Origin of the sequence: Streptomyces corynorhini (assembly GCF_003346515.1) — a bacterium.
Classification (GTDB): Bacteria; Actinomycetota; Actinomycetes; order Streptomycetales; family Streptomycetaceae; genus Streptomyces; species Streptomyces corynorhini.
Map to the genome: position 1 here is coordinate 1 of NZ_QQNA01000127.1, position 18811 is coordinate 18811.

Sequence of the window (18811 nt, forward strand, 5' to 3'; positions counted from 1 at the left end):
GTCGAGCCAGCCGAGCTTCCACTTGTGCCAGCCCAGCAGATCGTTGTTGGCGCCCCAGTCCTCGGACATGATGTCCCAGTGCCCGACCGCGCCGCCGCCCTCCGCCGTGTAGAGGTCGGGGAGGCCGAAGACATGGCCGTTCTCGTGCGGCAGCACCCGGTAGCCCGTCTCCGCGTACGAACCCGAGCCGTCGTCCTGGCGGCTGTAGACGAACGAGGTGTTGGAGAGCGGGACGCCGTCCGCGTGCGGGGCGTCCGCGTTGCCGGAGAAGGTGACGGACAGGACGGTGTCCAGCGCCGAGGGGCCCGCGTTCGGTGTGACCAGGATGTTGACCAGGTCGTATGCGCTGAAGTCCACGTCCGTGTCGGCGGCCGTCACGATGTCCTCGACGAGCCGACGGTAGCCAGGTTCGTAGGGGGAGCCGCGCTCGATGCCGTACTCCGAGAACGGCATCGGCATCCGCAGCCAGTCCCTGACCGGGGCTTCGGCGTGGTAGTCGAGCCGCCCGTAGGAGCTGGTCCTGAACCAGTCGGACGTCTGCGGGAAGAACTCGGCGAGCCGGTCCTTGGCCTTGCCGGGGCCCGGCGCGTCCGGAAAGTCGATCATGAGGTTGAGGGCCCGGATCCGGCCGGTCGAGCGGGAGTAGCCGGCCGGGGTGGGCAGCCCCTCCGACATCTGTACGGTGACCCCCGAGGCGATACGGCACGGTCCGAGCGCCGATCCCGCGGCGCTTCCGGGTCCTGCCGTCGCGCGGGTGGGGGCCGACAGGGTGCCGCTCGCCGAGGTCAGGGCGGCGAGCGCGAGCGCCGTGAGGCCGGCGAGCGCGCCGAGCCTGCGCGATCCGCGCGGGCCGTGCGATCCGCAGGCGCCGCGAGCGTCGGTGTCACCACGGCGGGTGCCATCACGAGCGGTGTCTTCACGGCCGGTGTCGTCACGGCCGGTGGCGCCACGAACGCTGTCACCATGACCGATGGCGCCGTGGGCGCCGTTTCTTCTGGTCCACTTGAATGCGGTGTGCCACCTGAATCCGGCTCCCTCGCCGGCTCGGCCTATCCGTCGCCTCTGCTGCATTCGGCCGCCTTCGGTCGCGCGGCAGTCGACGGTTCTGACTGCGCTCCGTTCGCTCACCCTCCGTCGCTCGGCGTGTCGGCGCCCGTTGGGTGCGCCGATCGTGGGTTTTCCTGGTTTTTCCGGGCAATTCACCCTTGTGAGTCAGGTCACATGCGGTCGTGAAATAACCGGGGGCGCCGTCCCCGTTTGCATCTGTGTCCGCGCAAGCGGGGAACGCTTCCCCGCTTAGAGCCGGGGTTCCGCCCGACGAACCCCTACAGGCCCGCAGATCTGCCGACAGACCGCCCGACCGGAAGAAGGCCCGCCGTGACCGCCCCTGCCAGTGCCCCCGCATGCGCACCGACGCGACGCGCTCCGCGCCCGCGTCCGCGTGCAGACGCGCTGCGCAACCGGGAGCGGATCGTGACGGCGGCCCGGGAGATGTTCGTGGAGTACGGCTCCGAAGCCCCGCTCGACGAGATCGCCCGCCGCGCCGGGATCGGCAACGCCACGCTGTACCGGCACTTCCCCGACCGGTACGCCCTCGTCCACGACGTCGTGCTCTCCGTGATGGCCCGCGTGGCGGACTGCGCGGAGCGGATCGCCGTCGAGGAGTCGGCCGCCGAGCACCCCGATCCGTTCGCCGCGCTGTGCCGCTTCGTGCACATCGCGGCCGACGAGCGGATCGGGGCGCTCTGCCCGATGCTCTCCGACGCGTTCGACCGGGACTGCCCCGATCTGGACGCGCAGCGCGAGCGCCTCGAAGGTCTCGTCGAGGGGCTGATGGAGCGGGCCAGGGCCGCCGGGCGGCTGCGCGGTGATGTCGCCGCGGGCGACCTGATGATGGTGCTGTCCCAGCTCACCCGTCAGCTGCCCGACACCGGCTGCCTGAACCTGGACCGCTTCACCCACCGGCACCTCCAGCTGTTCCTCGACGGCTTGGCGGCTCCGGCGCGGTCCGTTCTGCCCGGCTCCGCCGCCACCCTGGAGGAACTGCGCCGCGCCGCCCCGTGACGCGCCTCCATGACTTCATCACCCGGCAATAGCCCGGCAATGACTCCGTAAGTCCCGCAGCGTCGCCTGTACTTACGTACTTTTCCGTCCTTCTGCACCAATAGGTGGATACCCCCATGGCACAAACAGCCGAGAAGGAGCGCCCCGAGACGGGGGCGGCTCTTCCCGATCCGAACCGCTGGAAGGCGTTGGTGTTCATCGCCCTCGCCCAGCTGATGGTCGTGCTCGACGCGACCATCGTGAACATCGCCCTGCCCTCCGCCCAGCAGGACCTGGGCATATCCGACGGCAACAAGCAGTGGGTCATCACGGCCTACGCGCTCGCCTTTGGTGGCCTGCTGCTCTTCGGCGGACGGATCGCCGACCTGTGGGGCCGTAAGCGCACCTTCGTCACCGGCCTGATCGGCTTCGCCGCCGCGTCCGCCATCGGCGGCGCCGCGGGCGGTGAGGCCATGCTGCTCGGGGCCCGCGCGCTCCAGGGCGTCTTCGGCGCGCTGCTCGCGCCCGCCGCCCTGTCGCTGCTCGCGGTGACCTTCACCAGCCCCAAGGAGCGGGCCAAGGCGTTCGGCATCTTCGGTGCGATCGCCGGTGGCGGTGGCGCCGTGGGCCTGATCCTCGGCGGCTTCCTCACCGAGTACCTGGACTGGCGCTGGACGTTCTACGTCAACATCCCGTTCGCCATCGTGGCCGCGCTGGGCGCGTACTTCGTGATCCGCGAGCCCGCGGGCGGACGCAACCGTTCCGCGCTGGACATCCCCGGAGTCTTCCTGTCGACGCTGGGCCTGGTCTCGCTGGTGTACGGCTTCACGCGTGCCGAGTCCGACGGATGGGGCGACTCCACGACGATCTCGCTCTTCGCCGCCGCCGTGATCCTGCTGGGCCTGTTCGCCTTCGTCGAGTCGAGGGTCAAGGCCCCGCTGTTGCCGCTGCGCGTGGTGACCAACCGGAATCGTGCCGGTGTCTACCTCTCGCTGGGCCTCGCCATCATCGGAATGTTCGGCCTCTTCCTCTTCCTCACGTACTACCTGCAGGTCGTGGAGGGGTACTCGCCGGTCAAGACGGGCTTCGCCTTCATGCCGATGATCGTCGGCATGGTCACGGGCTCGACCCAGATCGGCGCCCGGCTGATGACCCGGGTCCCGCCGCGGCTGCTGATGGGCCCCGGCTTCCTGCTCGCGGCCGTCGGCATGCTGCTGCTGACGCAGCTGGAGATCGGCTCCTCGTACACAGGGCTCATCCTGCCGGCGGAGCTGCTGCTCGGCCTCGGTATGGGTACGGCGTTCATGCCGGCCATGTCGCTCGCCACGCACGGCATCGAGCCGCGTGACGCGGGTGTCGCCTCGGCGATGGTGAACACCTCGCAGCAGGTGGGCGGCGCGATCGGCACCGCTCTGCTCAACACGATCGCGGCCTCCGCGACGACGTCGTACATCGCCTCGCACGCCGCGAGCGCGCGTGACCCGCAGCTGCTTCAGCTCCAGGCGCTGGTCGCAGGCTTCTCCAGCGCCATCTGGTGGGCGGTCGGCATCCTGGTCGTCTCCGCGACGATCGCGCTGACCTTCATCAACACGGGCCGTCCCGGTACCTCGCCGTCCGCCTCCGGCGGTGCCGGCACGGGCGCGGAGGACGAGGTCCAGATCCCGGTGGCGATGCACTGACGACGGCTGTCCGCCCGGCCGGTACACGGCCGGGCGGAGAGACCACTGGGGTTGTCCGTACCCCCCTTCCTCCCCACGGTCGGGACGGGAAGGGGCGGACGGACGGAACGCGTCCGTGGGACGCACGTCCGCAGCACCGGGCGGAACGCGTCCGTGGGACGCACGTCCGCAGCACTGGACGGAACGCGTCCGTGGGACGCACGTCCGCAGCACTGGACGGAACGCGTCCGTGGGACGCACGTCCGCAGCACTGGGCGGAACGCGTCCGCGCGACGCACGTCCGCAGCACCGGACGGAACGCGTCCGCGCGACGCACGTACGCAACACCGGATCTGCCCCGTGCCCTCCGGCTGGAGCCCCTCGGCCATCACCCGCATGATCTCCCCGAGCTGTTCGACCTGTTCCGGGGAGAGCCGGTCGAAGATCGCCTGCCGTACGGCGGAAACATGGCCCGGCGCGGACCGCTTCAGCACCTCGTTGCCCTCGTCCGTGAGGAAGGCGTTCTGGCCCCGCTTGTCGGAGTCGCAGTCCTCGCGCCGTACCCAGCCGTACTGTTCGAGCCGGGCGATCGCGTGCGAGAGCCGGGACCTGGTGATCTTGACATCCATGGCCAGCTGGGTCATCCGCTGCCGCCGCCTGGGCGCCTGCGCCAGCCGCACGAGCAGCGCGTAGTAGATGTGCGGCATCCCGGCGTCGCGCTGGAGCTGGCGGTCGAGGTGGTCCTCCAGCAGTGTGGTGGCTTCCAGGTAGGTCCGCCAGACGCGCTGTTCCTCGTCGCTGAGCCAGCGTGGTGTGCTGTCGCCACCGCTGCCGTCGTTGCTGTCCGCAGCGCCGTCGCTGTCGGTGGTTGCCGTGGTCATGGAGACCACTCTACTCATTCTTGAATCTTAAAATAGATTGGCGTAAGCTCGGTGCCATTGAGTGCTTGAGGTTTCAAGCACGGGTACTGCCGGACCGGGAGTTGTCATGAGTGGTGTCGCGGAGCGCATGCCGGCCCTCTACCTCTCCCACGGCGCCCCGCCGCTCGCCGACGACCCGCTCTGGCCCGCCGAGCTGGCAGCCTGGTCCGCGACGCTGCCGCGCCCCACGGCGATCCTGATGGTCTCCGCGCACTGGGAAGAGGCCCCGCTCGCGCTCGGCGCCACCGACCCCGTACCGCTCGTCTACGACTTCTGGGGCTTTCCCGAGCACTACTACCAGGTGCGGTACGGCGCTCCCGGCGCCCCCGCGCTCGCCGAATCCGTACGCAAGCTGCTGCGCGGCGCGGGAACGCCCGTGCAGGACGTGCCGGACCGGGGGCTCGACCACGGCGCGTACGTCCCCCTCGTGGAGATGTATCCGGACGCCGACATTCCGGTCCTCCAGATCTCGCTGCCCACACTCGAACCCCGGAAGCTGCTGGAGATCGGGCGCAAGCTGGCGCCGCTGCGGGACGAGGGCGTGCTGATCGTCGGCAGCGGGTTCTTCACCCACAACCTCGCCGCGCTGCGCCACACCGGCGGCGGGGTGCCGGGCTGGTCGGCGGAGTTCGACGACTGGGGGACCCGGGCGCTGCTGGCCCAGGACGTGGACGCGCTGCTCGACTTCGAGCACAAGGCGCCCGCGGGCCGGCTGGCCCATCCGCGTACGGAGCACTTCGCGCCGCTCTTCGTCACGCTCGGCGCCTCGGAGGGCGAGCTGGACAGCGGCCGGAGCGTGATCGACGGGTTCTGGATGGGGCTGGCGAAGAGGTCCGTGCAGTTCGGCTGAGCTTCAGCCGGGCTCGCCGCTCCGACCGCTCTCGTCGAGGCGCTTCTCGTACCAGGCCACGTCCCAGTACGTGCCGAACTTCCGCCCGACCTCCTCGTACGTCCCCAGATGACGGAAGCCGAACCTGGCGTGCAGCCGGTCCGACGCCTCGTTGGGCCGCGTGACGCCCGCGTACGCGCGATGGACGTCCTCGCCCGCGAGCGCCTCGAAGAGCGCCTGGTAGAGCGCGGTGCCGATCCCGCGCCGCCCCGCCTGCGGCGCGCAGTAGACGGACATCTCGACCGAGGTCGAGTACGCCGGCTTGGGCCGGAAGGGGCTGCTGGTCGCGTACCCGAGAATGCGGGCAGACGGGACATCCTGAGCAACCAAAAGCCGGTACGGGCCGTCTTTTGGGTGAGAACGCAGCCATGGAAGCCGCTGTTCGGGGGTGAACGCCACGGTGTCGAAAGTGATGGCAGTCTCTCGGACGTAGTGATTGTAGAGGTCCGTCAGGGGCCCGAGGTCAGCCTCCGTTCCGGCCCTGACCAGCACTTCTGTACATACGTACGACATCTGTCCTCCCCGGATCGCGGCACAGGGTACTGCATGATCAGAAAATCCCCGCACCGCATGGGAATTCTGTCCGGATTCCAGTCGTTGTTTCCAACGGATGCAGGGCACCCGGGAGGGTGTCGCGACCTACTCAGTAAGGGAGCTCGCATGGCAACCCGTGCCGTCGCCCGTCGTTCCACCACCGCCTCCAGCACCGGTGGGACGAAAGCGGCAAGCAGTGTTCGCGCTGTAGGCGGGGAGATCGCCGACCGCGACCTGGTCGGCATGTACCTCGATGAAATCGCGCGCACACCGCTGCTCGACGCCGCCAAGGAAGTCGAGCTGTCCCAGACCATCGAAGCGGGTGTCTACGCCCGGAAGATACTCGACGGCGAGGTCGAGAGCGGGGCCGCAGGCGCCTCGCCCGAGGAGCTGGAGGCGCTGTACGCGGCGGGTGAGCGCGCGAAGGACGTGTTCATCCGGTCCAACCTGCGCCTCGTGGTGGCCGTCGCCCGCCGCTACCCGCGCAGCGGCCTGCCCCTGCTGGACCTGATCCAGGAGGGGAACGCGGGCTTGGTGCGCGCGGTGGAGAAGTTCGACTATGCCAAGGGCTTCAAGTTCTCCACGTACGCGACCTGGTGGATCCGTCAGGCCATCACACGCTCCATAGCGGACCAGTCCCGTACGATCCGGCTCCCCGTCCACCTGGTGGAGGAGCTGGGCCGGATCCGCCGTGTGCAGCGCGAGTTCAACCGCGAGCACGGACGCGACCCCGAGCCCGCCGAGGTGGCCGCCGAGCTGGACTCCAACGCGGCGCGCGTCACCGACGTACTGGACTGGGCCCGTGACCCGGTCAGCCTGAACATGTCGGTGGACGACGACGGGGACACACAATTCGGCGACCTGCTGGAGGACACCTCGGCCGTCTCGCCCGAGCAGTCGGTCCTCACGCTGCTGCGCAGTGAGGAGCTGGAGGACCTGATCGGCAGGCTCGACCAGCGCACCGCCTCGATCATCAAGATGCGCTACGGCATCGACGACGGCCGCGAACGCACGCTGACCGAGGTCGGCAAGCAGCACGGCCTGACGCGTGAGCGGATCCGGCAGATCGAGAAGCATGCTCTGATCGAGCTGAAAAAGATGGCCAGGGACACAGGTTTCGACGCGGCGGCGTGACGCCACCGTTCTGTGGCCGTAGTGTCTGCCCTGACTCGTACCGCTCGAAAGAGCGGTACGGGACGGCCGACGCGTCGGCCGCCGAAGACGAGCCCCGGCACCAACCCCCCCCAGGTGCCGGGGCTCACCTCTGTCCCGGGGCAGCCGGGGGCGTTGGGGCGGCCGGGGGCGCTGAGGTCACCGGGGGCGTTGGGGCCGCCGGGTTCGCCGCCTGAGTCAGCCGCGCCCCCAGCTCACGCAGATGGTCGGTCAGCGACCGCGGCCCGTGGACGGTGAACGCGCAGTCCACCAGCGCCAGCCGTAGCGCGAGCCACTCCAGCGAGTCGGTCACCGTGCCGCGCAGTCGGCACGTGTCCTGGCCCGTCGCCTCGGGCGCTCCGAGATGGCCCGGCAGCCGGGCCACCACGAACTCCACCGGCGCCAGGAAGGTCACGTCCAGCTCCAGCGCCGCCGGCGCGGGCCTCATCCCCGCGATGGACCGGCTCAGATACTCCGTCGCGTCCTCACCGCTGGGCAGCTCGCGCGGGGTGAACCGGGCCCCGGTGGCGAACGGATCGCTGACCCGGTCGACCCGGAACGTACGCCAGTCGGCCCGTCCGAGGTCGTACGCGACCAGGTACCAGCGTCGGCCGGTGGAGACGAGGCGGTACGGCTCGACCTGCCGTTTCGTCTCCGTACCGTCCCCCGAGCGGTAGCCGAAGCGCAGCCGCTCCAGGCCCGTGACGGCGGAGGCCATCACCGTGAGGGTGCGCGGATCGACGGTCGCGCCGTCGCCGCGGGCCAGCGGCGCCGTCGCGGCCTGCAGTGTCGCCACCCGGTGCCGCAGCCGGGACGGCAGCACCTGCTCCAGCTTGGTGAGAGCCCGTACGGAGGCCTCGTCCACGCCCTCGATGGCGTGGCCCGCGCCGGCCCGCAACCCGACGGCGATGGCCACGGCCTCCTCGTCGTCCAGCAGCAGCGGCGGCATCGCCGCGCCCGCGACCAGCCGGTAGCCGCCCGCCGCGCCCATCGCCGCCTCGACCGGGTAGCCCAGGGCGCGCAGCCGGTCGATGTCGCGGCGGATCGTGCGCGGGCTGACACCGAGGCGTCCGGCCAGTTCGCTGCCGGGCCACTCGCGCGGCGTCTGGAGGAGCGAGAGCAGGCTGAGCAGCCGGGCAGGGGTGTCGGTCATGAGTGCGCGGGGGACTCGGTCGTGGGTTCCCTCATGGGCTCTGTCATGGGCCCTGCCATGGGTATGGGTTCCGCCATGGGTACGGGTTCCGCCATGGGTACGGGTTCCGCCATGGGTACGGGTTCCGCCATGGGTACGGGTTCCGGCATGGGTACGGCAGCGCATTCGGCAGCCGGTTCGGCCAGGAGTGCGCTCGTGAACGTGTGGGTGGGTTCGCCGGTGAGTTCGGTCACGCGTTCATGGTGCGCCGTATCTAGGACACATAGTGGCCTAGAAGCCACCTAGCTTCTGCCGTATGAGTTCATCCATCACGTCCTCGGGGGCACCGGCCCCCGAGCCCTCCCCGCTCTCCGCGCCGTCCGCCGCTCCCGCGTCCGCCGCTCCTCTGCCCTCCGCTCCCTCGTCCGAGGCCGTCGGTCCCTCGTCCGAGCCCGCCGGTGACCGGCGGCGCTGGCTGGCGCTGGCCGTCGTCATGACGGCCGCCTTCATGGATCTCGTCGACGTCACCATCGTCAATATCGCCGTCCCGAGCATGGAGCGGGATCTGGGAGCCTCGTTCGGGGCGATCCAGTGGATCACCGCCGGGTACGCGCTCGCGTTCGCCGCAGGGCTGATCACTGGTGGCCGACTCGGTGATATCTACGGCCGTAAGCGGCTGTTCCTGATCGGAATAACCGGCTTCACGATCGCCTCGGCCCTGTGCGGTTTCGCGGTCAACTCCGAGATGCTCGTCGGATCCCGGCTGCTCCAGGGCGCGATGGCCGCGATGATGGTGCCGCAGGTGCTGGCGATCATCCATGTCACCTTCCCGGCACACGAACGCGGCAAGGTCTTCGGGATGTTCGGCGCGATCGTCGGTCTGGGCGCCGTGTCGGGCCCGCTGCTCGGCGCGCTGCTCACGCAGTGGAACCTCTTCGGCCTCGAATGGCGTCCGATCTTCCTCATCAACCTGCCGGTCGGCGTGGCGGGCGTGCTGCTCGGCCGCAGGTTCATCACCGAGTCCCGCGCGCCCAAGGCGCTCCGGCTCGACCTGGTCGGTGTGGCGCTCGTGACGGCGGCGCTGCTGATGCTGATCTATCCGCTCACCCGGGGCCGGGAGCTGGGCTGGCCGCTGTGGGGCCACGTGTGCATGGTCGCGGGTGTCGCGGTGCTGGGCGTCCTGGTGGTGTACGAGCGCGGGAAGGCGCTCAGGGACGGCTCACCGCTGATCGAGCTGTCGCTGTTCCGGGTCAAGAGTTTCGCGGCCGGTATCGCTGTTCAGCTCACGTTCGGCATAGCGCTCGGCATCTTCTTCCTGGTCTGGACGCTCTATATGCAGCTGGGGCTCGGCTGGAGCCCGCTGCGCGCGGGGTTGACCGGGGTGCCGTTCTCGCTCGGGGTGTCGGTCGCCGCCGGTCTCTCCGTACAGAAACTCGTACCGCGGTTCGGCAGGAAGGTGTTGCAGGCGGGCGCGCTCATGATGATCGTGGGGCTGCTGCTCTACATCTGGGAGGCCGGACGGTACGGCCTGGAGATCCACTCCTGGCAGATGATCCTGCCGCTGACGGTCATGGGCCTCGGGATGGGCCTGATCGTGGCCCCGCTGACGGACGCGGTCCTCTCCGGGGTGCCCCGCGAGCACTCGGGTTCGGCGTCCGGGCTGATCAACACGGTGCAGCAGATGGGCAACGCGCTCGGGCTCGGGCTGGTGTCCGTGGTGTTCTTCGGCGTGGTCGACGACCGCCTGGCGGGGCCGGTCGCAGGCGGGCAGGGGATGGTCGGCGCGGCCTTCTCGGACGGGTTCAGGAACGCGCTGTGGTGGGTCGTGGCGGTGCTCGCCGTCATCTTCGCGGTGATGTTCGCGCTACCGGCGCGGGCGAAGGCGCATGTGGAGGAGGGCGCGGCGGACGAGCGGGGCGGCGCGGAGCGCGTCGGCGTGTAGTCCTGTCCGGGCGTTCCGGGCCCCGACGACGCCCCGAACGCCCAAACCCAGCTCCTGTCCGGGCGTTCCGGGCGCCCGGACAGGACCTGGGTCCGGGCCCGACGGGGGCGTGCGGCCTGCTGGTTCGACGGTTCAGCGGTCGCGCACCGGCACCTGGGCGATGGTGATCATGCCCAGGGAGATCAACAGACCGGCGATGCCGGGTGTGTCGACGATCCGCAGCCGGACGTCCGGATCCTCGATGAACAGGCCGCCGACCAGCTGGAGGACGAAGGCCGCCGCCATCACCAGCAGCCCGCGGCCGAACAGCACCGGCCGGAACAGCCGTCCGCGCAGCCACGGGAACAGCCACCCCGTCCTGATCGCCGCGGTCCCGGCCACCGCCGTGCACACCGCCATGACCGCGCACGGAACCAAGGTGTACCAGCTCATGGGCCCGTCTCCCCTCCCCGTTCCACACCCCCCCGGGGATGGATTGACGCCGATGATGACACAGTTCCGGTTCGTATCCCTCTCCGTCGGTATCGGCCGATCTCTTCCGCCAATGTCTGTCGATCGATGCCCGATTGTGTCCGCGCTACGTCCGTATCTGTTTACTTTACGGAAATGCGCGCGTAGCCTTCCGTCGAAACCACAGGTTCGGGCACGGAACGGACGTAAAACCACATGTACGCACCGGAGCGTCAGCAGGAGATCCTGCGCCTGGCCCGCGAGAGCGGCCGGGTCGATGTGCTGTCGCTGGCCGAGGAGTTCCAGGTCACCGCCGAGACCGTACGGCGTGACCTCAAGGCCCTGGACCGGGCCGGGCTCGTACGGCGTGTGCACGGTGGGGCCATCCCGGCCGGACGGCTGGACTTCGAGCCGGACCTCGCGGAGCGCGAGTCCACCGCGGCCGACGAGAAGGACCGGATCGCGCACGCGGCGCTGGCCGAGCTGCCGGTGGACGGCAGCGTGATCCTGGACGCCGGTTCGACCGTGGCCCGGCTCGCGGCGGCCCTGCCGCTCGAATGCGGCCTGACCGTCGTCACGCACGCGCTGCCCGTCGCCGCCCGGCTCGCCGACCACCCGGGGATCGATCTGCATCTGGCGGGCGGCCGGGTACGGCACCGGACCCGGGCCGCGGTCGACGCCTGGGCGCTGCGGGCGTACGGCGAGATCAACGCCGATGTGGTCTTCCTCGGCACCAACGGTTTCTCTCCCGATGGCGGGCTGACCACCCCGGACCTCGCCGAGGCCGCCGTGAAGCGCGCGCTCATCGGCGCCGGTCGGCGGGTGGTGCTGCTCGCCGACTCGGCCAAGCACGGCCAGGAGCACTTCGCGCGCTTCGGCACGCTCGCCGATGTCGATCTGCTCATCACCGACAGCGGGCTCGGCCCTTCGGATGTCGCGGCGGTCGAGGCCGCCGGCACCGAAGTGCTGAGCGTCTAGGAGCGCGCCGCATGATCCTCACCGTCACCCCCAACCCCAGCCTGGACCGTACGTACGAGGTCCCGGCGCTCGACCGGGGCGAAGTGCTGCGGGCCACGGCCGAGCGCATGGACCCGGGCGGCAAGGGCGTCAACGTCTCACGGGCCGTCGCGGCGGCCGGCCGGGCCACGATCGCCGTGCTGCCGCTCGGCGGCGCCCCGGGCGCGCTCGTCGCGGAGCTGCTCGCGGAGCAGGGCATCGAGGTCGTACCGGTGCCGGTCGCGGGCGCGACCCGTTCCAACATCGCGCTGGCCGAGCCCGACGGCACCCTGACCAAGATCAACGCACCGGGACCCGAGCTGACCGCCGCCGAGTCGGAGGCGCTGCTCTCGACGATTCGCGAACGGATCCACGCGACGGCACGCGGGAGCGACGCCTCCGTGGCTGACGCCTCCGTGGCTGACGCCTCCGGGGCTGACGCCTCCGGGACCGCAGCCGAGCCGTCCGACCAGCCCGACCAGCCCGAGCCGCCCGACCAGTCCGAGCCGCCCGAGTCGTCCGACCAGTCCGAGCCGTCCGCACCGACGTGGATCGCCTGCTGCGGCAGCCTGCCGCGCGGCCTCGCCCCGGAGTGGTACGCGGAGCTGGTCGCCCGCGCCCACCGGGCCGGGGCGAGGATCGCGCTCGACACCTCGGGCCCCTCCCTGCTGGCGGCGCTGCGCGAGCGGCCCGACGTCGTCAAGCCGAACGCCGAGGAACTGGCCGAGGCCGTCGGGCGCCCCCTCACTACGGTGGGGGACGCGGTCAAGGCGGCGGAGGAGCTGCGGACGTACGGCGCCGGGTCCGTTCTCGCCAGCCTCGGGGCGGACGGCCAGCTGCTGGTCTCGGCGGCGGGGACGTACTTCGGCTCCGCCACGGTCGCCACGGTCCGCAGTAATGTCGGTGCGGGCGATGCCTCGCTCGCCGGCTTCCTGGCGGCGGGCGGCGAGGGCCCGGCGGCGCTCGCGTCCGCCGTCGCGCACGGCGCGGCGGCCGTACAGCTGCCCGGCAGCGTGATGCCGTCGCCGGGGGACCTCGATCTGTCGGCGGTCACGGTGACCGCGGATGTACCGCTGGACCGCCCTCTCACGGAGCCCGCCCCATGAGCCCTTGTCCGCCGCACCCCGTTCATCCCCCGTCCCCTCTCACTCTTCTGTTCTCTCCCACTCTCCCCATCACCCCTCTGACCTGCGCGATAAGCGAGCAAAGGAGCCCGCGATGAGCGACATGATCACCGCGGACCTGGTCGACCTCGACCTGGCCGCCGAGACCAAGGAAGCAGCGGCCCGCTCGCTGGCCGAACGGATGGTGACCCTGGGCCGGGTCACCGACCTGGACGGCTTCCTGGCCGATGTGGCGGCGCGCGAGGCGCAGATGCCCACCGGCCTCGACGGCGGCATCGGCATCCCGCACTGCCGCAGCGCGCACGTCGGCGAGCCCACCCTCGCCTTCGGCCGCTCGGCGCGGGGCATCGACTTCGGCGCTCCCGACGGCCCCGCGGATCTGATCTTCCTGATCGCCGCGCCCGCCGGGGCGGACGACGCGCATCTGACGATCCTCTCGGCGCTGGCCCGTCGGCTGATGAACGAGGAGTTCACGACGGCGCTCCGGTCGGCGACGGACGCCTCGGCGGCGGCCGCGCTGATCCGTGGCGAGGAAGCCACCCCCGGGGCGTCGACACAGACGGCCCCGGAGACGCCCGCGGAGGGGGCTCCGCAGGCCGTTGCCGCCCCGTCGGGCGCCGAGGGCGGGGAGAGCCCTCAGACGGCCCCGGAGGGCGCTGCGGAGACCGCGGCGGACTCCGCAGCGCCCGTGACGGCGCCCGCGCCGACGCCCGAGGCGGACGCCGGAGCGCCCTTCCGGATCGTCGCGGTCACCTCCTGCCCCACCGGCATCGCCCACACCTACATGGCCGCCGAGGCGCTGGAGCAGGCCGGGCAGCAGGCGGGCGTCGAGCTGGTCGTCGAGCCGCAGGGGTCCTCCGGCTTCAACCGGCTCGACCCGGCCGTCATCGCCGCCGCCGACGCCGTGATCTTCGCCCACGACGTGCCCGTACGGGAGAAGGAACGCTTCGCGGGCAAGCCCACCGTCGACGTCGGCGTCAAGGCCGGCATCAACCGCCCCGCCGAACTGATCGCCGAGGTGCGCGGCAAGGCCGAACGCGGCGAGGCGACCGGCCCCGCAGCCGCCCACACGCCGGTGGAGGACGCCGGGGAGCCCGGCGAGGGCTACGGCACGAAGCTCCGCAAGTGGCTGATGTCCGGGGTCAGCTACATGGTTCCCTTCGTGGCCGCGGGCGGCCTCCTCATCGCCCTCGGCTTCGCCATTGGCGGCTACACCGTCGACAAGGTCCCCTCCGTCGCCGAGCACTTCGCCTGGGGCGACCACATGAGCTGGGCGGCTCTGCTGTTCCAGATCGGCGGACTGGCGTTCAGCTTCCTGGTGCCGGTCCTCGCGGGCTACATCGCCTACGGCATGGCCGACCGTCCGGGGCTGGTCCCCGGCTTCGTCGGCGGCTCCATCGCCCTCACCATCAACGCGGGCTTCCTCGGCGGACTTGCCGCCGGTCTGATCGCCGGTGGCACGGTGATGGCCATCCAACGGGCCAGGGTGCCCGCGGCGTTGCGCGGGATCATGCCGGTGGTCGTGATTCCACTGATCTCCTCCATCGTCGTCGGCTTCCTGATGTTCCTGGTGGTCGGCAAGCCGATCGCCGAGCTGCAGAAGGCCCTGACGGACTGGCTGTCCGGCCTCTCCGGGACCAACGCGATCATCCTCGGTGTCATTCTCGGCCTGATGATGTGCTTCGACCTCGGCGGCCCGCTGAACAAGGTGGCCTACACCTTCGCGGTCGGCGGTCTCGCCAACCCCAACGAAGGCAGCCTCAAGGTCATGGCCGCCGTGATGGCGGCGGGCATGGTCCCCCCGCTCGCGATGGCGCTCGCCACGACGGTGCGGGGCAAGCTGTTCACCCGTACGGAACGGGAGAACGGCAAGGCGGCCTGGGTCCTCGGCGCCTCCTTCATCACCGAGGGCGCGATCCCGTTCGCCGCGGCCGACCCGCTACGGGTCATCCCGTCGGCCATGGCGGGCGGCGCGGTCACCGGCGCGCTCTCGATGCTCTTCGAGTGCACCCTGCGCGCCCCGCACGGCGGCGTGTTCGTCATCCCCCTGATCGGCCACCCCGTTCTCTACCTGGTCGCGATCGCGGCGGGTACGGCCGTCAGCTCCGCACTGGTCATCCTGCTCAAGGGCGCCCGCAAGACCGGCCGCCCCGACCAGGCGGCCGAGTCCGCGTCCGACGCCGAAGGCGGGGCCGCGGCGGAGGCCAAGGTGCCGGTGGCCGCCTGAGCCGGTCCGTCCCGGGTCGTACGGCCGTCCACCCCTGGCGGCCGTACGACCCACCGCGCTCCCGCCCCGCTCATCTCACCTGCGCGCGAAGCTCCATGGCCTCGCGCGCGGCGCTTTCCGTCTCGTACACCTCGCACATGTGCCGGCCGTCCTGTGTCGCCGTGTGCTCCACCTCCCAGAGGCTCGTCTCGCTGCCGTCTATCAGCAGGAACGCGTGCTCGTAGAGCATGAACCCGGCGTCCTTGCCCTCGACCTGGCACTGCCGGCCGAAGACCTGCGTGATGTGATGCGCGAAAGCCGTCTTCAGCAGCAGCCCGGTCTCCTCGCCCGGCCGGTCGTCGTTCTCCGCCCGGCGCAGCACCCGACGGGCGTGGTCGGGGGAGTTGTCCGGGGAGTACATCCGGTGCCGGGGAGCCGGGGCCGGAGCGGGCAGGGCCCGTAGCGCGCGGAGCAGCGCGAGATGGGCATCGATCTCCGCCGTGCGCTCCGACTCCAGCTGCGAGAGCAGCCCGGCCGCGATGTCGTCCATGGGCGGCTCCCCGGCCGGGGACACCGCCTGCGGATCGGCCGGGTCGACCGAGCAGACCCGGCTCTCCCCGCTCTCGGCGTCGAAGGCGGAGAGTTTCGGCGCCTCCGGGCTGCCGGGCCGACAGAGACGGGCCGCCGCGAGCTGGGCCCCGGACTCGTCCGCGTACAGCTCGTGCATCCGCGCGCCGTCCCGGCCGGTGTTGTGCACCAGCTCCCAGAGGCTGAGCGCGCTGCCATCAGTGAGGAGATAGGTGTGCCGGTACGTCTCGCGGTGCAGCCCCGCACTGTGGTGCGCGGAACACAGCGAGCTGGCGTGCGCCAGCGCACGGTCGAGTCGGTCGACCACTGCGTCGGGCAGGTCGAAGGAGTTGAGTGCCCGACCCAGGAGCCGCTCGAGGTGCGTCTCGGTTGTCTCGTAGGGATCGTTCAAGATGGGTCTCCAGGCCGTCGCCACATGTCACTTGGTGATTGCATAACGTAGCGCCTAGGGCTGACATCGCGTCCCAAGTTTCGGAAAACGAAGGGGGCGTACATGAAGTTCCCTCGCGCCCCCGGTCAACTCGCCCCGTACGCCCCTCAGTCGAGCCCATACACATCACGGTACGCAGGAAATGTTCCACCGGGCCCCTCCACGCCCTCCGCCGCACATATGGCGGAGACAATTGCCCTGGTCACCACGTCCGGGCCCGCGGCCAGCACTTCGTTGAGAGCGGACTGCCCCTGTTCGTCGAGTCGGCGCCGACCGGTCGACAGCGTGAAAACCGTATCGCCGTCGCTGAGCAGATGCACCGGACGGACGGCGCGCGCGATGCCGTCGTGCGCCGTGCCCGCGAGCTTCTGCGCCTGGGGCCGGGACAGCTCGGCGTCGGTCGCGACCACGGCGAGCGTGGTGTTGAGCGGAGCCGGACCGTTCAGCTCGCGCAGCTCGGCCAGACGCCTGCCCGCTGCCTCGTGGACCTCGGCCGCCGGATACTCCGGACGCCCGCCGAAGTAGCGCCCGTACAGCACGCCTGTCAGCGGATCGACGACCGATCCGACCGCGTTGACCACGACCAGGGCGGCCACGGTCACCCCGGATTCGAGCAGCGCGCTCGCCGTGCCCACCCCGCCCTTCAGCTGCCCGGCCACGGCGCCCGTCCCCGCGCCCACCGAGCCCTCCACGACCGGCGCCCCGCTCGCGGTCCCGGCCGCGGCCTCCACCGCCGCGCGCCCGGTCGCCGCGTCCGGCCGGGCCCGCCAGTCGCCACCGCGCCCCAGATCGAAGATTCCCGCGGCCGGAACCACCGGCACGACCCGCGACGCATCGGCGCCGACCCGTATCCCGCGCCCGCGTTCCTCCAGCCACGCCATCACACCCGAAGCGGAGTCCAGCCCGAACGCGCTGCCGCCCGTGAGGACGACCGCCTCGATCCGCTGGACGATGTTGCGTGGATCGAGGGCGTCGGTCTCCCGCGTCGCCGGCCCGCCGCCCCGTACGTCCACGGCGGCGACCACTCCGCCCTCGGGCGCGAGGACGACGGTGGTCCCGCTCAACGCCCCGTCCCCGGGCACCCGCGCGTGCCCGACCCGCACTCCCGCCACATCGGTCAACGCGTCATTGCTCGCCATGACGCCCATCCGTACCACGCGCACCCGGGTCGCACGCGCGGTGGACCCGGCTCGGTCGGGGGCCGCGGGCCCTGACCGGATCGGCGCGCGGGGTGCCCGCCCGTACCCTGGAGGTATGAGTACCGCCCCCGAACCCCAGTCGCCGCGCCCCGGTCCGGCGCTGATCTTCGACGACCCACTGGACGAACCGTCCTCGGACGACACGGACCGTGGCTGGGGAGAACGCCCCGACGCCATCGGCGACAGCGTCGGCGATCTCGCCCGCTTCCTCGACGAGAAGCCGCCCCACCACATCTGACCCCACCGCCACCCGGCGAACCGTCCACCGGGCCGCCGAGCGGGGCCCGGGATCAGGACGCGCTCGGAGCCGGGCCGTTCTGTCCGGAGCCGCTCTGTCCGGAGCCGCTCTGGCCCGGTACGGGCGCGCTTCGCTGAGCCACCAGGGTGTCCCTGATCTCCTTCAGGACCTCCAGCTCGCTGACCTCCATGACCTCCTGCACCTCGTCCTTGGCGGCCTGGAGCCTGGCCCGCCTGGCCAGGTACTTGGACATCGGCAGGACCATCAGGAAGTAGACGACGGCCGCGGTGATCACGAACGTGAGGACGGCGCTCAGCACCGTTCCCCACATGATCGGGATGCCCTCGACCACCTCGCCGTCCTTCGTCACGCACGGCGCCTTGAGACACGAGCTGTACTGATTCAGGTCCTGCGTTCCGAAGGCGCCGACCAGCGGGTTGATCACACCCTTGACGAGCGAGTTCACGACATTGGTGAACGCCGCGCCGATGACAACCGCGACCGCGAGGTCGATCACGTTGCCGCGCATCAGGAAGGCTTTGAAGCCCGCCAGCACGCTCTCCTTCTCCTTGCTCACGAGTGAGCCTTTCTTCACATGTGCCGTACGAATGACAATCCGCTGCGCAACCTACGGCAGCGTGTCCCCACGCTGTCCAATCCGTGTACGCGATCAGGCGATGCCATAGAGCGCCAGTTCGAAGAAACCTGATCATGCCCAGCACGGTCCGCCCGTGGGCGGATCCGCTCAACACACCGTCACCGCCAGCCGTGTTGTGGCGCTCGCGGCCGCCAGGGCGGCGGCTGTGTCGCGCGGCACGGACAGCACGATCAGCGCCCCGGCCTCGGGGACGGATTCCAGGGCCCCGGGGATCTCGTCCACACGCGCGCACGCGGCCACCACGCGCGCCTCGGCCTCCGCGCCCACGCCCGCGATGACATCGACCCGGTCTCCGCGGCGCAGCAGCCGTACCGTCGCCGCGTCCGCGATGCGTACGGGGGCGGACACCATGCCCGCGGGGCGCTGCGCCCGGCGGGCGCCGGCCGGTGGACCGGTCGGCGCGGCTCCCGCGGCGGTCCCCGCCCGGGTGTCGTCACCGGCCCCGGCCGCACCGATCGCGCCGCCCGCTCCGGTGGCGGCCAGCGCCGCCGCGGTCATCGCCAGTCCCGCCGCCGTCGCGCGTCGCCGCCTGAGCAGTGCCCGACGCAGCCGCCGCTTGGATCCGCGCACCCGCAGCGGGCCGAAATGCGGCACCCCGAGCGGCTCCGGCGCGGCAGGCGGGGGAAGGGGCGGAAACGAGGGAAACGGGGGC

At 71.2% G+C, this 18811-nt stretch carries 17 protein-coding genes and 1 pseudogene; 9 read left to right on the top strand and 9 right to left on the bottom strand.

Annotated elements, in window-relative coordinates:
- The coding region (locus DVH02_RS17400) for a M6 family metalloprotease domain-containing protein (RefSeq protein ID WP_233518283.1) at window positions 1-1071 on the bottom strand (1071 nt) is incomplete at its 3' end.
- 306 nt (window positions 1072-1377) lie between these two features.
- Between DVH02_RS17400 and DVH02_RS17405 the strand changes: the two genes are divergently transcribed.
- Entirely contained in the window at window positions 1378-2064 is a 687-nt protein-coding gene (locus DVH02_RS17405; protein WP_233518284.1) for a TetR/AcrR family transcriptional regulator, read from the top strand.
- Window positions 2065-2180: 116 nt separating this feature from the next.
- A complete protein-coding gene (locus tag DVH02_RS17410; protein ID WP_114624729.1) occupies window positions 2181-3722 on the top strand; it encodes an MFS transporter in 1542 nt (513 codons plus the stop codon).
- Window positions 3723-4057: 335 nt separating this feature from the next.
- Here the strand turns inward: DVH02_RS17410 and DVH02_RS17415 are convergent.
- A pseudogene (locus tag DVH02_RS17415) lies at window positions 4058-4582 on the bottom strand (MarR family winged helix-turn-helix transcriptional regulator); the annotation flags it as partial.
- Between the two features lie 106 nt (window positions 4583-4688).
- Between DVH02_RS17415 and DVH02_RS17420 the strand changes: the two are divergent.
- The gene (locus DVH02_RS17420; RefSeq protein ID WP_114624730.1) at window positions 4689-5471 is read left to right on the top strand and encodes a dioxygenase family protein; all 783 of its coding nucleotides are present in this window, start codon (window positions 4689-4691) and stop codon (window positions 5469-5471) included.
- A 3-nt stretch (window positions 5472-5474) separates the two neighbouring features.
- On the opposite strand, the gene DVH02_RS17425 is transcribed toward DVH02_RS17420, so the two are convergent.
- The gene (locus tag DVH02_RS17425) at window positions 5475-6023 is read right to left on the bottom strand and encodes a GNAT family N-acetyltransferase (RefSeq protein ID WP_114624731.1); all 549 of its coding nucleotides are present in this window, start codon (window positions 6021-6023) and stop codon (window positions 5475-5477) included.
- Window positions 6024-6170: 147 nt separating this feature from the next.
- Here DVH02_RS17425 and DVH02_RS17430 point away from each other — a divergent pair, with 147 nt between their 5' ends.
- Window positions 6171-7178 carry a sigma-70 family RNA polymerase sigma factor gene (locus tag DVH02_RS17430; RefSeq protein WP_114624732.1) on the top strand — a complete coding sequence of 336 codons (1008 nt, stop codon included), beginning with the start codon at window positions 6171-6173 and terminating at the stop codon, window positions 7176-7178.
- 124 nt (window positions 7179-7302) lie between these two features.
- On the opposite strand, the gene DVH02_RS17435 is transcribed toward DVH02_RS17430, so the two are convergent.
- Window positions 7303-8349, bottom strand: a complete 1047-nt coding sequence (locus tag DVH02_RS17435) for a helix-turn-helix transcriptional regulator (protein ID WP_114624733.1) — start codon at window positions 8347-8349, stop codon at window positions 7303-7305.
- A 295-nt stretch (window positions 8350-8644) separates the two neighbouring features.
- Between DVH02_RS17435 and DVH02_RS17445 the strand changes: the two genes are divergently transcribed.
- Window positions 8645-10270, top strand: coding sequence for an MFS transporter (locus DVH02_RS17445; protein ID WP_114624735.1), 1626 nt, complete (start codon window positions 8645-8647; stop codon window positions 10268-10270).
- A 132-nt stretch (window positions 10271-10402) separates the two neighbouring features.
- On the opposite strand, the gene DVH02_RS17450 is transcribed toward DVH02_RS17445, so the two are convergent.
- Complete coding sequence (locus tag DVH02_RS17450) at window positions 10403-10702, bottom strand: hypothetical protein (protein WP_114624736.1); 300 nt, start codon at window positions 10700-10702, stop codon at window positions 10403-10405.
- Between the two features lie 234 nt (window positions 10703-10936).
- Between DVH02_RS17450 and DVH02_RS17455 the strand changes: the two genes are divergently transcribed.
- The 3 genes from DVH02_RS17455 to DVH02_RS17465 all read left to right on the top strand — a co-directional run bounded on the left by DVH02_RS17455 (window position 10937) and on the right by DVH02_RS17465 (window position 15067).
- Complete coding sequence (locus DVH02_RS17455; protein WP_114624737.1) at window positions 10937-11698, top strand: DeoR/GlpR family DNA-binding transcription regulator; 762 nt, start codon at window positions 10937-10939, stop codon at window positions 11696-11698.
- 11 nt (window positions 11699-11709) lie between these two features.
- Window positions 11710-12822 carry a 1-phosphofructokinase family hexose kinase gene (locus tag DVH02_RS17460; RefSeq protein WP_114624738.1) on the top strand — a complete coding sequence of 371 codons (1113 nt, stop codon included), beginning with the start codon at window positions 11710-11712 and terminating at the stop codon, window positions 12820-12822.
- 112 nt (window positions 12823-12934) lie between these two features.
- Window positions 12935-15067, top strand: a complete 2133-nt coding sequence (locus DVH02_RS17465; protein WP_114624739.1) for a PTS fructose transporter subunit IIABC — start codon at window positions 12935-12937, stop codon at window positions 15065-15067.
- A 70-nt stretch (window positions 15068-15137) separates the two neighbouring features.
- On the opposite strand, the gene DVH02_RS17470 is transcribed toward DVH02_RS17465, so the two are convergent.
- Complete coding sequence (locus DVH02_RS17470) at window positions 15138-16025, bottom strand: DUF6227 family protein (protein WP_114624740.1); 888 nt, start codon at window positions 16023-16025, stop codon at window positions 15138-15140.
- Window positions 16026-16171: 146 nt separating this feature from the next.
- The gene (locus tag DVH02_RS17475; protein ID WP_114624741.1) at window positions 16172-17203 is read right to left on the bottom strand and encodes a P1 family peptidase; all 1032 of its coding nucleotides are present in this window, start codon (window positions 17201-17203) and stop codon (window positions 16172-16174) included.
- Between the two features lie 115 nt (window positions 17204-17318).
- Between DVH02_RS17475 and DVH02_RS17480 the strand changes: the two genes are divergently transcribed.
- Window positions 17319-17501: a hypothetical protein gene (locus tag DVH02_RS17480; RefSeq protein ID WP_114624742.1), complete on the top strand. Its 183-nt coding sequence runs from the start codon at window positions 17319-17321 to the stop codon at window positions 17499-17501.
- Between the two features lie 52 nt (window positions 17502-17553).
- Here DVH02_RS17480 and mscL read toward each other — a convergent pair whose 3' ends face one another.
- Window positions 17554-18078 carry a large conductance mechanosensitive channel protein MscL gene (mscL, locus tag DVH02_RS17485; protein WP_114624743.1) on the bottom strand — a complete coding sequence of 175 codons (525 nt, stop codon included), beginning with the start codon at window positions 18076-18078 and terminating at the stop codon, window positions 17554-17556.
- A 168-nt stretch (window positions 18079-18246) separates the two neighbouring features.
- The coding region (locus DVH02_RS17490) for a hypothetical protein (RefSeq protein WP_325051377.1) at window positions 18247-18811 on the bottom strand (565 nt) is incomplete at its 5' end.

Bases quoted from the DNA above. Each gene is read 5' to 3' on its own strand.
- DVH02_RS17425 (WP_114624731.1), bottom strand. From the start codon at position 6,023: ATGTCGTACGTATGTACAGAAGTGCTGGTCAGGGCCGGAACGGAGGCT.
- DVH02_RS17450 (WP_114624736.1), bottom strand. From the start codon at position 10,702: ATGAGCTGGTACACCTTGGTTCCGTGCGCGGTCATGGCGGTGTGCACG.
- DVH02_RS17420 (WP_114624730.1), top strand. From the start codon at position 4,689: ATGAGTGGTGTCGCGGAGCGCATGCCGGCCCTCTACCTCTCCCACGGC.
- DVH02_RS17445 (WP_114624735.1), top strand. From the start codon at position 8,645: ATGAGTTCATCCATCACGTCCTCGGGGGCACCGGCCCCCGAGCCCTCC.
- DVH02_RS17475 (WP_114624741.1), bottom strand. From the start codon at position 17,203: ATGGCGAGCAATGACGCGTTGACCGATGTGGCGGGAGTGCGGGTCGGG.
- DVH02_RS17480 (WP_114624742.1), top strand. From the start codon at position 17,319: ATGAGTACCGCCCCCGAACCCCAGTCGCCGCGCCCCGGTCCGGCGCTG.
- DVH02_RS17430 (WP_114624732.1), top strand. From the start codon at position 6,171: ATGGCAACCCGTGCCGTCGCCCGTCGTTCCACCACCGCCTCCAGCACC.
- DVH02_RS17465 (WP_114624739.1), top strand. From the start codon at position 12,935: ATGAGCGACATGATCACCGCGGACCTGGTCGACCTCGACCTGGCCGCC.
- DVH02_RS17435 (WP_114624733.1), bottom strand. From the start codon at position 8,349: ATGACCGACACCCCTGCCCGGCTGCTCAGCCTGCTCTCGCTCCTCCAG.
- DVH02_RS17410 (WP_114624729.1), top strand. From the start codon at position 2,181: ATGGCACAAACAGCCGAGAAGGAGCGCCCCGAGACGGGGGCGGCTCTT.
- DVH02_RS17460 (WP_114624738.1), top strand. From the start codon at position 11,710: ATGATCCTCACCGTCACCCCCAACCCCAGCCTGGACCGTACGTACGAG.
- DVH02_RS17455 (WP_114624737.1), top strand. From the start codon at position 10,937: ATGTACGCACCGGAGCGTCAGCAGGAGATCCTGCGCCTGGCCCGCGAG.